General features: G+C 37.2%; 16 protein-coding genes and 1 pseudogene. 5 read left to right on the forward strand and 12 right to left on the reverse strand.

Annotated features, from left to right (window positions below):
* Positions 1-24 precede the first annotated feature (24 nt).
* Positions 25-1,380, forward strand: coding sequence for a hypothetical protein (locus tag SOI76_RS11915; protein ID WP_086375757.1), 1,356 nt, complete (start codon positions 25-27; stop codon positions 1,378-1,380).
* 105 nt (positions 1,381-1,485) lie between these two features.
* A complete protein-coding gene (locus tag SOI76_RS11920; RefSeq protein WP_104080228.1) occupies positions 1,486-2,112 on the forward strand; it encodes a TetR/AcrR family transcriptional regulator in 627 nt (208 codons plus the stop codon).
* A 48-nt stretch (positions 2,113-2,160) separates the two neighbouring features.
* Here SOI76_RS11920 and SOI76_RS11925 read toward each other — a convergent pair whose 3' ends face one another.
* The 5 genes and pseudogenes from SOI76_RS11925 to SOI76_RS11940 form a co-directional block, all read right to left on the reverse strand.
* Entirely contained in the window at positions 2,161-2,790 is a 630-nt protein-coding gene (locus tag SOI76_RS11925; RefSeq protein WP_104080227.1) for a hypothetical protein, read from the reverse strand.
* 382 nt (positions 2,791-3,172) lie between these two features.
* Positions 3,173-3,766 (reverse strand): DUF4142 domain-containing protein, encoded by a 594-nt coding sequence (locus SOI76_RS11930; RefSeq protein ID WP_104080226.1) that lies wholly within the window; start codon positions 3,764-3,766, stop codon positions 3,173-3,175.
* A gap of 581 nt (positions 3,767-4,347) precedes the next feature.
* Positions 4,348-4,431 (reverse strand): annotated as a pseudogene (locus SOI76_RS18695) (hypothetical protein); the annotation flags it as partial.
* A gap of 76 nt (positions 4,432-4,507) precedes the next feature.
* Positions 4,508-4,837, reverse strand: coding sequence for a hypothetical protein (locus SOI76_RS11935; protein WP_001210984.1), 330 nt, complete (start codon positions 4,835-4,837; stop codon positions 4,508-4,510).
* Positions 4,838-4,922: 85 nt separating this feature from the next.
* The gene (locus SOI76_RS11940; RefSeq protein WP_104080223.1) at positions 4,923-5,369 is read right to left on the reverse strand and encodes a winged helix-turn-helix transcriptional regulator; all 447 of its coding nucleotides are present in this window, start codon (positions 5,367-5,369) and stop codon (positions 4,923-4,925) included.
* Positions 5,370-5,480: 111 nt separating this feature from the next.
* Between SOI76_RS11940 and SOI76_RS11945 the strand changes: the two genes are divergently transcribed.
* Positions 5,481-6,731: an MFS transporter gene (locus tag SOI76_RS11945; protein WP_104080222.1), complete on the forward strand. Its 1,251-nt coding sequence runs from the start codon at positions 5,481-5,483 to the stop codon at positions 6,729-6,731.
* Between the two features lie 148 nt (positions 6,732-6,879).
* Positions 6,880-7,284 carry a hypothetical protein gene (locus tag SOI76_RS11950; RefSeq protein WP_104080221.1) on the forward strand — a complete coding sequence of 135 codons (405 nt, stop codon included), beginning with the start codon at positions 6,880-6,882 and terminating at the stop codon, positions 7,282-7,284.
* Positions 7,285-7,331: 47 nt separating this feature from the next.
* On the opposite strand, the gene SOI76_RS11955 is transcribed toward SOI76_RS11950, so the two are convergent.
* The 3 genes from SOI76_RS11955 to SOI76_RS11965 all read right to left on the reverse strand — a co-directional run bounded on the left by SOI76_RS11955 (position 7,332) and on the right by SOI76_RS11965 (position 10,646).
* The gene (locus SOI76_RS11955) at positions 7,332-7,811 is read right to left on the reverse strand and encodes a DUF6632 domain-containing protein (RefSeq protein ID WP_104080220.1); all 480 of its coding nucleotides are present in this window, start codon (positions 7,809-7,811) and stop codon (positions 7,332-7,334) included.
* Positions 7,812-7,850: 39 nt separating this feature from the next.
* Positions 7,851-9,092 carry an NADH:flavin oxidoreductase/NADH oxidase family protein gene (locus SOI76_RS11960; protein ID WP_104080219.1) on the reverse strand — a complete coding sequence of 414 codons (1,242 nt, stop codon included), beginning with the start codon at positions 9,090-9,092 and terminating at the stop codon, positions 7,851-7,853.
* A gap of 300 nt (positions 9,093-9,392) precedes the next feature.
* A complete protein-coding gene (locus tag SOI76_RS11965; protein WP_104080218.1) occupies positions 9,393-10,646 on the reverse strand; it encodes a mechanosensitive ion channel family protein in 1,254 nt (417 codons plus the stop codon).
* 241 nt (positions 10,647-10,887) lie between these two features.
* Between SOI76_RS11965 and SOI76_RS11970 the strand changes: the two genes are divergently transcribed.
* A complete protein-coding gene (locus tag SOI76_RS11970) occupies positions 10,888-11,250 on the forward strand; it encodes a DUF3592 domain-containing protein (protein ID WP_104080217.1) in 363 nt (120 codons plus the stop codon).
* 4 nt (positions 11,251-11,254) lie between these two features.
* Here SOI76_RS11970 and SOI76_RS11975 read toward each other — a convergent pair whose 3' ends face one another.
* The 4 genes from SOI76_RS11975 to SOI76_RS11990 are packed head-to-tail and all read right to left on the reverse strand — an operon-like array spanning position 11,255 to position 14,265.
* Complete coding sequence (locus SOI76_RS11975) at positions 11,255-11,899, reverse strand: glycosyltransferase (protein WP_205668455.1); 645 nt, start codon at positions 11,897-11,899, stop codon at positions 11,255-11,257.
* Complete coding sequence (gene nodS / locus SOI76_RS11980) at positions 11,896-12,495, reverse strand: class I SAM-dependent methyltransferase (protein ID WP_104080215.1); 600 nt, start codon at positions 12,493-12,495, stop codon at positions 11,896-11,898. The genes SOI76_RS11975 and nodS overlap by 4 nt, the downstream gene beginning before the upstream one ends.
* Positions 12,470-13,264: a PIG-L deacetylase family protein gene (locus tag SOI76_RS11985; protein WP_104080214.1), complete on the reverse strand. Its 795-nt coding sequence runs from the start codon at positions 13,262-13,264 to the stop codon at positions 12,470-12,472. Before SOI76_RS11985 ends, nodS begins: the two co-directional genes overlap by 26 nt.
* Positions 13,252-14,265, reverse strand: a complete 1,014-nt coding sequence (locus SOI76_RS11990; RefSeq protein ID WP_104080213.1) for an acyl-CoA/acyl-ACP dehydrogenase — start codon at positions 14,263-14,265, stop codon at positions 13,252-13,254. The genes SOI76_RS11985 and SOI76_RS11990 overlap by 13 nt, the downstream gene beginning before the upstream one ends.
* Positions 14,266-14,485: the final 220 nt, after the last annotated feature.

The following is a 14,485-nucleotide window of genomic DNA, read 5'->3' on the forward strand; positions in this document are numbered from 1 at the left end:
ACTAGGCTAGGATTTACACTACTCATGCTAGTAAGTGCTTTAAGTATAACCGCATGTAATGATAGCGATGATAATGAGCTTAGCAGCAATCCTTCAAATCCAGATTCGTCACTAACTGATTGTATGTGGCAAGACGGTCCGAACAGCAAGACTAATTCTGGTGAAGACCCTCTTAATTTTGCCTATCCGGATACAAATGTATCTTATTGGTCTTCAGAGTTTACTGTACCTGAAGGTGCAAAAATTCTTATTGATGGTGAATTTCCGTATTCTCGTCATTTTTCATTAGTAAGCTATACATCAGTTGGTGAGCGAGTCAATTCTCTATTAGATAGAGCAATTAAACCTGATGATGGTTCTACCAATACCTTTTTAGTTGGAAATGACCGTTTCGCAAAAGCAAGATCTTATAGTGTAAAACTTGAATTAGGAGATTTGCCTGCAAATCCTGCAGCAAATACATTATATGCTCCAAAAACCGCAGATAATAAAGTGGCCATTTTATATCGGGTGTATGTTCCTAATAAAAATATGAATGTAAAAGGCAATGTGTCTTTCCCTAGAATTAAAGTACAACTTGCAAATAATGATATAAAACAAGGCAAAGAAGTCTGCGATATATTAAAAGTTAAAAAGGGTCCTATTGATCGAGTAACTACTCTACCTCTACAAGGAATGATAAGCGCCTTTAATCAGAATTTATATGATGGCTTTCCTGCACAAAAAGAACCTAAGTGGTATAAGGCGTTTAGTGGCTTAGATAACTTCAAATGTATTTATAAATATGATCCAGTTACTAAACAACCTATTTCTCAATGTGAAGGTTTGCCTGTTACTCCTAAACTAAACTATTGGGCTACCCCAGATAATGAATATGTCTTCGCTACTACCAGTAGACGTTTAGGCAAAGTGATTGAGCTAAAAGGAAAACTCCCGAATACGGAAAAAACTTTTGATAATGAGCCTTTTGTTCAAAAATCTGATGTCCGCTATGTATCAATTTGCACGAATGAACTCATTACTACAGCAACAAACTACTGTATTTATGACGAGCAAATTAAAAAAGTAAATTCAGATGGCTTCTACACCATTATTGCGTCTTTACCTGAAGACAGACCTTCAAATGCAAGAGAAGAATGCGGCGTTTACTATTTACCATTAAGTCCACGTGGTACGGGTTACACAGCTCAAGATGGCGTGACATTCGGGCATCCTGATTTCACACTTTTAATTATGAGAAATTTGCTACCAGATTCAAGTTTCGCTCATGCAATTCAGAATGTAAAAGCATGGGGTGAAGAAAAAACAGTTCTCGGAGATTACTTACCTGATATTCGATATACCAGTAAAGAAGACTTTGAATCAAAAGGTTGTTCATAACTTTTAGTGATAATTTCATAAACCAATCCATTGAGTGATTGGTTTATGATTTTTCAAAAGGTAAGATAACTCAATTCATCCCTCACCTCTATTTCCAAAGCGCGAATGAGCATAAAGACCAAAGAGAAACTAATTGAGGCAGCTATTTTTCTGTTTTCACAGAATAATATTGAAGCTTTGTCAGTACAGAAAATTAATGAAGCTGCCAAAGTAGCTAACAAATCTGCTTTGTACTATCACTTCAATTCAAAATGGGGATTAGTAGAGGCTGCATTAGATTATGTGATGCAACCCTATGTAGAGGAGAGCTTGAAGATGCTGAACTCTATACATCCAGAAAATGTTAAAGTTTCAGAGGTTGTCGATTCATTAATGAACCCAATGGTTAAAATCTTATTAAAAGAAAATGGAATTCACCATATCAAGTTTTTCTCGCGAACAATCAGTGCAGGCAATGAAGGAAGAGTATTAGTTGCTAAAACATTAGTCCCTATCTCTGATAAAGCCGTTAATTTATTAAAGCTTGCTTTACCTGAAGCTGATACCGAAGCTTTAACTCTAAAAGTTTTATTTACCTTTAATACAGTTTTAAATATTATCAGTGATGTTGGGCTTGAGCATTATTGGCCCACTAGTATTAAAGATCCAAAAATCATTGGAAAATATTTAAAAGATTATATCGAAGGTGGAATCAGGTTTAATGTAGATAAACCCACTTCATCTTTGGGCTAATATCGCAAAGTCTCCCCCATTGAAGAGACTTTCTAAGTATTAAATGACTTAAGGATGAATTTTTTTCAATCCATCTTCTACAGCAAATTTAGCTTCCTCCCACTGTAAACGTGAACTGCCTTTAACTTGTTCCCATTTAGTTTTCAATTTAGATTCAACCTCGGAAAAATTAATTTCTGCATTATTAGGTACACGATTTTCATAACCTAAACGATAAGCCGCTCGATAATCACGATCATATTCTAGATTCTTGTTTTCAGTATAATATGGCATTTTTTTATAGTTTTCTCGCCAATAATTATCTTCTTCTTGCCAAGAATTACTATCATCTTTTTGATTATTTGTTTGAGCTATATCATTACCTGCTATTCCCCCTACTACACCACCAATAATCCCTCCAACAATAGCACCTGGAGGCCCCCCAACAACACCAAATGCAGCACCTACCGCCGCTCCTCCCAAGGTTCCTGCACCTGTAGCAACCAAATTCTCTCCCCCTTCATTCATATCGGGTACATGATTGTTATTGGTCGGTGGTGAGTTTAAATCTGGACGAGCATTATCAATTGTGGATGAAATGTTTTGTAATGGTTTGCTATTTGATACATTACCATTAGAAGATGGCTCTTTCTGAGTCGTATGATTACCATCTAAATTTGATTTTTTTATATTTACCATTTTCTTACTCCCTATATTTTAAAATCTAGTGTCTTTCAAAAGAGCTAAATTAAAAGAACTTTTGAAATATGCTTGACAATTATTATTATAATTCACCTTTAGGTTAGTTATGTTTCATAAATACCCCTATTAAGTAAGGAGATGTTATTAATTAAAGAAATTATTTCTCATCAATAAAAATTCTTATTCAAATAGTCATCACAATTATATCATCCTTTATCCCATAATCATTATATTTCGCTAGATTAAAAATTACCCACAACATTCTAGCTTTACACTGCCCTGCAGGAAATTATGATTTTATGTATATGCAATTTAAAAAAGCCTAGTTAATTAATACTAGGCTTTTTTAAATATATTTTTAAAAGATAATAATTATATATTATTTCATATTTTTAAATATATCTTCAGCTGCTTTTAGGTGTTTCGCAACAGCACCACGTGTTTGTACGAGCATATTTTTTAATTCAGAACTTTTCGTGTTTGGTATTAACTGCTTATCAATTATCTTCAAAACTTTACGGTGAACTTTAACTTGACTCATCATATAATTTTTATCAGTATCTGATGTTATTTGATTAAGCTTACTAACAATTTTATCACTATCATTTTGCAATGATTTACTAAGATTACTGGTTTGTGAAATTAACTGTAACCGACTTGCCAACGCTTGTGCATTTTTTTCATTGGCTGAATGTTCTTTAATCATCATTTCAGCATATTTCTTAGCTTCATCCATTTTTAGTTTTGGCAATGCAGTTTTTGCCTGCTTAATTTCACCATTATTAGCTGTACTTAATATTTTGAAAATTTGACTATCAGTCAAATTTTCATGGTTTTCATTTAATATTTTAGAGTGATTCTTCCCATCATTTATAGTTTGTTGATTCGCCGCCATAATCTCAAATGCACTAAAACTTAAAACACCACTAATTGCGATACAGCTAATAATTTTCTTCGTTAAAATAGCTTTCATACCAATATCCTTTAACTTAATTCATGAGTATTTCTACCTATGGGTAGCTTTTTCACATTTCCAATCTATATCCCTACTTGTAAATTCAAGGTTGGGTTTATTTATTCATTATTTCAATCAACCATATTTATACCGTTCGTTGAATATTCTTCGCAAAGGGTAAATAGCTTATTTAAAGTAGATGATATAAATTTAATAATGAATCATGCATCTGTATCCAATCTTATTAATGTAAATATAAAATATATATAATTTTAAGAAACAATAATTTAAAAACAATTTTTATTTTTTACTTTTACGAAAATAACAATAAAGCTCGTTATATTAACTTATAGATACTAAAGCTAAAATTAAATATATTTAAAGAAAATTTAATCCAATTTAACTTATTCGCACATCTATAAAAAAGCGTTCTCCTAAAAACTTTAATTCACACACTGCACACAAACAGTGACATGCACTTTTGTAGATATCATATGAGCTGTGCATCCTGAAAATAGAATACACAGCGAAATCAGTACCTTCATAGTGAAACGCGGTTAGCGGATCCAACCATAAAAGAATTGCTCTTGGGTAGGATTTCATTCACAGATTTCAATGTAACGTTGGCCTTGCATGATATTAAGAACTCGAACTAATACCTTCTCTCCTTCTTTACCGCGCTTAGCCAGTGTTAGTGAAGAGATAAATAAGAAATAAAGTTCTATCTTCCAACTTAAGCTAGCCATTTCCCCCTAACACTCACATATTTTTAGCTAATTCTTTTGCCAAACATTGTTCATGCCAAGTGGTTTGAAAATTTTCGACAGCTTTTGACTTAATGAGAGGATCTTCAAATAGCTTTGAAGAATATGCAGATTTGATAAGCTCTTGATAAAGTTGTTTGGCTTGTTGCTCTTCAAGATGATTGGCGATGTCATGTAACTCTTTAGCTGGCACTTCATGTTGTCTAGCATCCATCACACCACTCGCTGCTTTTTTCACAGTTTCACAGTAATGAAGTTCCATAGCTTCTGATGCTGCATAACATTGAATTGAAACTGCGCTTATAAAGAGGAATATAAATCTCATAATCTCACCTTAATTTGACGCGCAAGGTTATCAACTAATCTGCCCAAATTTAAGTTAAAAAAGGTTATTTTTGTTTTCTCTTATTTTATTTCACCTTTTGCACTTGAGTATTTGAAGCTCTCAGCGCTGTTCCATCTGCCGCAACTGGTGTCATAAATGGAATTTGCTGACCTGTATTTTTATCAATTAACAGCGAATGGCGCTCACCACTTTCAAATAAGTTGTGCTCTCCCCATTGTCGCAAAGCCACAATCACTGGGAATAAACTCTCCCCTTTAGTGGTCAGCACATATTCCTGATAAGCCGTGCCATCCGAAGCGTCTTGCATTTCAAGAACATCAGCATCGACTAACTTTTTAAGTCGGTCAGATAGAATATTTCGCGCCACTCCCAAGCTCCGCTGAAAATCTCCAAAACGGCGCATTCCATCAAATGCATCGCGCACAATAAGCAGTGACCAACGATCTCCTATGAGATTGACACAGCGCGCAACAGGACAAGGTTCATATTTCATTAGTGTAGAGTTCGCCATCGAGTTTCTTTACCAATCATCAGCAATAAGCCACCTAGTTGCATTTTAAAACTAGCAAGCTTAACATTCAACTAGTTTCATTTTAAAACTAGATTAAATGGATTTAGGCCCATGAAAGCTTCCCTTGTATCTTCAACGTCTCCAGTAGATAACAATAAAACGCATTCGAACCTACCTCGTGGCGTAATTTTGCTATTTGCTATAGCAAGTGGTGCAAGCGTAGCAAATGTCTATTATGCGCAGCCCTTGCTCGACATATTGGCGAGAGACTTTAAGGTTAGTCATGCCGCTATTGGTGGTGTGGTGACCGCCACTCAAATAGGTTGTGCCCTAGCCTTAATCTTTCTAGTGCCATTAGGTGATTTGGTAAATCGGCGTCGGTTAATGGCCCTACAGTTAATTGCCTTAATATCTGCATTGTTAATGGTTGGCTTTGCTCACTCTACGATTATTCTTTTGGCAGGAATGCTTGCGGTGGGTTTACTCGGCACAGCCATGACACAAGGGCTTATTGCCTATGCTGCAAATGCGGCGGCCCCACATGAGCAAGGACATGTGGTTGGTACTGCACAAAGTGGTGTGTTCATTGGTTTACTGCTTGCCCGTATATTTTCAGGAGGCATTAGTGATGTGGCGGGTTGGCGCGGCGTGTACTTTTGTGCAGCCCTCATCATGCTTATGATTGCATTACCCCTTTGGAAACGTCTGCCTCATTTAAATATTCAACCTAGTGCCATGCGCTACCCGCAGCTTCTGGCTTCTATGCTCAATCTACTGCGCCAAGAAAAAGTGCTACAAGTGCGCGGTGTGTTAGCTTTACTCATGTTCGCCGCATTTAATATTTTTTGGAGCGCATTAGTACTGCCGTTAAGTGCCCCGCCTTATAGCTTCTCGCATACTGTAATTGGGTCTTTTGGACTTGTTGGAATGATTGGTGCTTTGGCTGCTGCACGTGCGGGTTACTGGGCCGACCGTGGATATGCTCAGCGCACAAGCTTGGCAGCACTGTTAATATTACTGCTCGCTTGGGGTCCACTTTCACTCATGGCTTACTCACTCTGGGCACTCATGATTGGCATCGTATTGCTAGACTTGGGCGGACAAGCCTTGCATGTGACCAACCAGAGTATGATTTTTCGCACACGTCCAGAAGCGCATAGCCGTCTTGTTGGTCTATACATGCTCTTTTATGCAGTAGGTAGCGGATTAGGTGCAATCAGCACAACAGCGACTTATGCTTATGCAAGTTGGTTTGGTGTATGTGCCTTAGGTGCAGGTGTAAGTTTGTTGGCATTATTATTTTGGTGGATGACACGTCATATCGTGCCTCAAAGCACAAATGAAAAAGATAACAATATATAAATAAACAAACTATAATAATACAAAGTTTTATAAGCCCATGAATAAGAAAGTTTAGTCTTTAAATCTTAAGTTCGAGCGGTAATAGAATGAAATCTTCTTTAACAATCTAAAGATTGATATGCAATTTTAGACAATTACTATCAAATATATGCAAATCCCTATAGGAACAAAATTGGGTATTAATAATAAGTTGCTTTACACAGCTGTATTTGCCCTTGTTGCAGGATGCCACCAGCAAGAAGCAAACGACAGTACAAATGCTGTGAAACTCCCAGCCTATCAGTACGATGGTTTCTCTGGTTCAGCACGCTTAAAAGGAAACTTGGAGTTAAAGCAAGGATGTCTTTATGTGAAAGATATACTCATTGTCTTTCCAGAACATAGCGCTCAGTGGGATGCTGAAAAAAACACTTTAAGTTATAAAGGTCAGCAGATCGGCTTAGGGAGTACATTAGATATTACTGGAGGGAGTGGTGATTTTGAGCAAGACAATCTACGCATTAAACATTTAAGTCCCATGTGTGATCATCAAAACATTTGGTTTGCCGGATAATAATGAGGAGCACTAATTCAATTTTCGCTCCCCTCAACCTCTAGCTCTTAAATTGAATGATTTAACTTACTATCAGACTTATATATTTTTCTAATAGGCCACCAGAAATAAATATAAATTAAGAGCAGAACCCAACCCAACAATACATCTCCAATCAAATGTGGAGTTTCATGTGTTATCACCAAACCCATAACAAGCATTGCGCCGAAATGAGCAATATTTGCAAACATGGTAAATTCAAAAAATAGATAGTTTTTTAGTGGTTCATTCGCTGCTTTTAAAAGAAACCAGCCCCATACAATATAGATAGCTGAGATCATCAACTCGTAATGCTCAGCTCCACCATGTAACGATCCCCAGCGGACCAGTCGCACAAGAAATTTCCCCCATTCAAACTGAAGTAAAATTGCAGGAATATTAAAAAAGATAAGAAGCGCTGCTCCGACAAAAAATAGCAAAAAGCTAATTCCCGTAAATTTTGCGGCTAGGCTAAATCTCGATATTTTTATCTGATGAGTTGTTGGCATTACTGATGTCCTCATTGATATAAACGTTTATTTATAGTTTTAAGAAGCTCGCAATCGACGAGTTTTGAAAATCCCCAAGCCTTTATCTTTAATATCCAAAATAAAAGATTTGAGTCCATTTTCATTTGGAATCGGTAAGCTCCCCCGTCCTAATCTATGCATTTGACGGGTATACCAAGTAATTTCTAACGATCCTAAGTTGTCAATAAACTTAATGCCTGTAGTTAAAGGTTTAACTTGGTTTATCGTTTCAAGCCCACTGAGTAAACGTTTAGCTGCCAATGGTTCAATTGCAAAAATTCGCCCAAGGCCAACAAAATCTAAATCGTTATTTGATAAAGCGCTCTCAATCCCTTGCAGACTTCTAAAGCCACCCGTCACCATAAGTGGCACTTTACTGAGTCCACGAACTTTTTTAGCAAAGTCTAAAAAGTAAGCTTCACGAGAGATGGTTGATTCTTTAGGTTTCCCCAACTGCATAATCGGTTTTTCATAGGTTCCACCAGAAATCTCGATTAAGTCGATGCCCACCTCATCGAGCGCTTGAATGGTTGTGAGTGATTCTTCTTCGGTAAAGCCGCCTCTTTGAAAATCGGCTGAGTTCAATTTAATGCTTACCGGATAGTCAGGCCCGACCCGATTTCGAATTGCTTTATAGACCTCAAGAACAAATCTACGTCGATTTTCGACACTTCCACCCCATTGATCTGTACGGCGGTTATGATACGGAGAAAGGAACTGACTAATGAGATAACCATGTGCGCCATGTAACTGTACACCTGTAAACCCTGCTTTCTTGGCAATTTCAGCAGTGTTTGCATAGCGTTGAATAAGATCTTCAATTTCGTCCTGAGTTAACTCTCGCGGTGTAGCAAAAACTGCTGCCATTTTGGGGCTAAAAGGTACAGCTGACGGTGAAACAGTTTCTTTATTCAACCCTCGAATTGCTTGTTTGCCCGGATGATTGATTTGCATCCAGACTTCACTACCTCCAGATTTAGCAACCTCTGCCCATTCTTTGATGAGGTCAAAATCTTTTTCGTCTTCAATAATCACATTACCCGGTTCACCAATTGCTCTAGAGTCAATCATCACATTACCCGTGATCAAAACCCCAGCTCCAGACTGAGACCAAGTTTGGTATAGCTGAATCAGCTCTTTACTCGGTCGCCCATCGGTATGTGCCAGCCCTTCACTTAAAGCCGATTTAATCAGCCTATTCTTGAGTGTAAAGCGATCTTTTAAAGTAAATGGTGATGCCAGTTTTAATTCGTTTTTCATTTTAGACCTCTAATCTTATTTTAGTCACTAAACTATTGAATTTATTTAAAAATAAGTTTTACATTTAAATCTCATGACCTGTCCTTTAAATTAAGAGAATGTATTTTTCTCTTCCTCAAGATAGCTACACATTAAGTTCCAAAATAGAACTTGTTAATATCATTAAAGGACAATTCCTATGTCAGAACGGTCAAGAAGTAACTATTAATCTTTTAAAATAATGCTTAAGAGTGAGAAAAAACAAAAAAGCCCCCCTATGGGAGCCTTTTCAAAATACTTTAAATACCGTGATTTATGGCTTTAAACTTCACTCGGATTAATCTCTGACGTTAATCTTTGCAAATCATGACCCGATGGTGCTTGGTAAACACGTAAACCAAATTCAGGAAGAATCGCAATTAAATGATCGAAAATATCAGACTGAATGGCCTCATAGGAAACCCATGCAATCGTGTTGGTAAATGCATAAATCTCTAACGGCAAACCTTGGCTGGTCGGTTGTAACTGGCGAACCATAATCGTTTGGTTTTGAGCAATGCCCTTGTGCTGGCGCAAGTAAAATTCGACATAGGCTCTAAATGTTCCGATGTTAGTTAAACGGCGCTTGTTGTAACGAGATTGATTGCTTAATTGCTTATTAAACTCTTCAATTTCAGATTGCTTCGCATCAAGATATTGGTCTAACAGTAAAAACTCTTTGAGCTTTTGTTGCTCGTCATCACTCATAAAATGCACACTGCTTTGATCAAGAAAGAGTGAGCGTTTCATCCGACGGCAGCCTGAGTTACTCATGCCTCGCCAGTTTTTAAAAGTATCGGTAACGAGTTTATTGGTTGGTATGGTGGTATAGGTTTTATCAAAATTTTGAACAGTTACTGTATGCAATGAAATATCAATCACATCACCATCAGCATTGAGTGATGGCATTTCAATCCAGTCGCCAATACGCACCATGTCATAAGAAGCAATTTGTACACTTGCCACCAAAGACAAAATGGTGTTTTGGAAAACCAGCATTAATACCGCGGCCATCGCACCAAAGCCTGCAAGTAAAGTGAACACATCCTTTTTAAGGAAGGTTCCCAAAATCATAAGGCCACAAACCACAAATAAAATGAGTTTAACGAGCTGTAAATAACCTTTAATTGGTTTATTTCTAGATTTTGGATTACGCTGGTAAATAAGGTTAAAGATATTTAATATTTCACTGACCGTAAGCGCTAGAGTTAGGAAAATAAATGCTTGCGCAGCCATCTCTACAAAAGTAATAAATTTTGAAGATAGATGAGGCACTGTTGCAATACCATTCATAATCACAACGGCAGGAATAATATTTGCAAATCTCTTTATAACGCTATGCTGAGCAAAAATAGACTGATTTGGTGATTTTAGCTTTGTAACTAAATGACGAACACCCCGAACAATAATGCGTTTGGCAATAAAATTTGCGATTGCTGCAAATAAAATCAAAATAGTGAGTGAAACAAACATCTCTAGCCAAGGATATTGGCTTAACTCATCCCGAATATCACGAAAAAAATTAAAAAAATCCAAACCTATACACCTTAAAACTTTATTTTCAGTAATTTTAAGGCCTAAGGCATTGGATCATAAGGTTTGTTTACATATGTAGTCATAAATACAACAACTAAGTTATATACCCTGCTCAAATTTAATTATGATCTGTTAGTTTTAAAGCCTCATCTGTTTATGTTTCAGACCAATATATAAAGTAGATCGAACTTATCAGTTCATTTAGAATAATACGTTAGACAAGTAATTTTGGTTTGAATGAGTGAAATTTTCCGATTTTTTAACTTTTATTGGAATGGTCTGGTTCAGCTTATTCTTTATCTATATTGTTTGGATCTTTTTTCTTAAAAGTCTGGTACATAAATTTTTAATTTATAAACGAGGAATAATTACTTCTGCCGAGGTCGTATATTTTCAGGACTCATTAGCTAAGGTGCAATATCGCCCTTTATGTTATTTCAAATTGAAATTTCAATCTGAGCAAGGCCAAATCATTACTGAAAATCTAAAGGTGCTTATTGCTAAGCAAGATCACTATAAATATAAACTGGGTAGTATTATCAAAATTAAATATGATCCCAAAAATTTAAAGAATATTTCGATATTGGGTGAAGTGATGATTTAGGTCATTAGAGATTATTTAAAAAGTAGGATAAACCTTGAGGTGCGCGCCCATTTAAACGACTACTTGTAGTTACTCGAACCAGATTGCTCCAAGTAATATTGCAACAATGCTTGATCAATTTTTTAATTAAAGACACGTCTTCATGACATGAAATAGGCTCAAAGCCACCGACCAAAAGGTAGACTTCTGCACTAAAACTTAAATTTGCCCCGTGAATATGCGCGTGATCCATTTCATCTTTATAGTGTGCTAAATATTTCTGCTGTTTCGTTATAGAGAGATGACTAAAATCGTCTAGCGTTACAGTGCCGCAAATTGCATCTGTGGGTTGGTGCTGGATTTGATAGCGCAGCCAATCAGGGCTGACAACGGTGTCTGCATCGGTACATGCAATCCAAGTTACATCACGCCCGATTAAATGGCGAATACCTAAGTCTCTCGCTTGCCCAACACATGCATAGTCACATTCAATCCAATTGATTTGATGGCTTTGTACGATCAAACGCGACTGATCTGTACAGCTATCGAGTACAACAAGCACTTCTACGTCATAACCGTGAATGTTATCTATCGCCACCTGAATAGACTGTAGACAGGCAGATAAATAGTACTCTTCGTTATGCGCTGGAATGACGATACCTATTTTCATCTTAGTTTTTCCTGCTGTGCTAAAGAGGAAGTGTTCGCCGTCCATAGATCAATCATAAAATCTGGATCGTTTAAGCTGAGGTAGTGATGAAATGGGAAATATTGCTGAAAAGCTTGATGGACTTGCTCGGCATTTAACTCAAAATCTTGAATCTCATGACGCCAGTGGCAACACAGAATTTCACCGTCATCATTTAAACTATGTTTTAACTTTTCAATAAACTGATGTAATTCATCTGCCGACAAGTAATAGGCCATCTCACTAATTAAAATCAGATCAAATTTTTGAATTGAGTAGTCTTCGGGTATTTTTCTATTTTCAACCACAACATGCTCAAATTCTTGTAGCCGTGTGGATGCCAGTTGAACAGCACGCTCAGAGACATCTATACACACTAACTTCTCAGCTCTTTGCGCTAAATGAAAACTTAAATGACCATTTGAACACCCCACCTCAAGCACCTTTGGATAGCGAGGCTTTGTCAGCAGCGCGAGACAAATTTGTCTTTTTCGGGCTTCATACCAGTGAGCGTCATAGCCCCATGGATCACTGGTATGACGATATAAATCTTCAAAGTACATGCGAGAATGAATCACTCAAATAAACCTCATAAGGCATTAAAAGACGATTAATCGCACTTGGAGAGAGAACGGCGGCGTTCCCCGTGCTTTCATCTGCTTCTAGTTGGGTTTTAAACTGCAAAATTGCTTGATGTTTTTTAGTTAGCTGTTCTTGTGTTAAGGAAAATGCTTTTGCTCGGTGCCAATCAATGCGAGGGTCTAAAGGCTTTGCCCAATGCCAAGCCCAAATTAATACGTGTAAACATAGGAGTTGCTTAGCAGTTGCATAGGCTTGTACGGTTTTACCCACTGCTTCATGGTCTGGATGTCCATCAAATTCATAACTACAAATTAGAATATCTTTGGCTTGAACCATCTGATCTAGATACTGCCAGAGTTGCTCGGTTTGCAAATGAATCTGACCATCTAACAAATTAAGCTCTACATGTTCGGTTGACTCTGCTACGTCTAGACAATTTAAGGCCTCCAAGCTTTCTTGTGGACGAAGAATATTGAGCTGATCTGGAGGATATTTTGTAGAGTTAGGGTGGCTTTGTGTGCCGTTACTGACAGCTAAAACCACTATTTTACAATTCAGCGTGATCAGTTGCTGCATTAACCCGCCACAGCCAAGCACTTCATCATCAGGATGTGGAGCGACAATCACCACTCTTTTAGAACGAAATAACTCAAGATCTAAAGGCGCTAGCGGATGATCTTTAAATACATTTAACCATTGCTCTTTGGCCGTGCCCTCACCAAAAATAACGCGGTCTTCAACCAAAGGATGTTTTAAAGTTCCCATAGGCTTTGCTCCGACACACAGAGTTCTGCAATTTGCTCATAGTCAAAAGCAGCATGACTTTGCCTGATAAACACTGGCAAATCTGCCATGAGCTGAGCAAATGTCGCATCTTCACAAAAAGGACGTGCGCCTAAAGCTTTCCCTACCCGCTCAATAACATCCAGACAACATTGTTCTGTTTGGGCACGTAATATGCGTATTTCCCGTTCATGACTTAGCGTTGGTTTATGGTCAATCAACTCGGCAACATATTGAAAATAGTGTTTAGTGATTTCTAATTGCTGAGCGACCACGCCTAAATACAATTTTTTATACGGATTAGGATTTGCCTGACAACTTTCTTGCAAATAACCCGCTAAGCGCACGGCGGCACCATACCAACAGGCCGCAACACCTGCTGCACCATGCCAAAAACCTGGACGTTTTAAATAACTATTTGGCTGACCTATTGCCGTAACAGGGGTATTTTTAAAAGCTACTTGCGCGGTCTGTGTGGCATGCATGCCTACAGCATGCCAGTGGCTTAAATCGGTCGTTATGGATGGATGACTTAAGTCGGCAATACAAAGCTGCGCCTGCCCCTGCTGATCTTTATAACTCATTAAAGCTTTTTGGATAAACTCCGCGCCAGAGCACCACGGTTTAATGCCACTACAGAGGTCATTAGTTACATGCAAAGGCGCTGGTCCACCATCAGCTGCCCAAACCGCCCAAGTCTTGTTATCTATTTCTTGTTGATAACCCAATTCATTTAAAATGCTTAAAGCATCGCAATGAGACTCAAAAAGCTTAGCTAGACTTAAATCCACCCCAGCAATCTGCCCAAAAATTTGCCAACGTTGATAAGTCTGCCCCGAAGCTGGATGAGGTAAATTTTTTGTTACATTGATTAATTGATAGAGCAAACTAATACGCAGCTTACTTTTAACCTCAGCTGAGGCAGTTTCAAATTCATTCAAGATACTCAAAATTGTCATGTTTATAGGTATTTTGATATTCATTGCAAATAATTATTTATAAGACTTAACTCAACCATAACTAAATATTTCTGTTTAAATAAACACGTAAATTGTAATAAAAAGAAAAATAATATTAGTTTTATATCCAATTATTTCATTGTTATCCAAATATTCCTATTAAGTGAACTTATAATCCGATCATGTAAGGTTTATTAAAAACCCAACATTTAAGCGATTATTTAAAGTAGTTTAGTTCTTACCG

The sequence above is a fragment of the Acinetobacter pittii genome (genome assembly GCF_034064985.1).
Taxonomy (GTDB): domain Bacteria; phylum Pseudomonadota; class Gammaproteobacteria; order Pseudomonadales; family Moraxellaceae; genus Acinetobacter; species Acinetobacter pittii_H.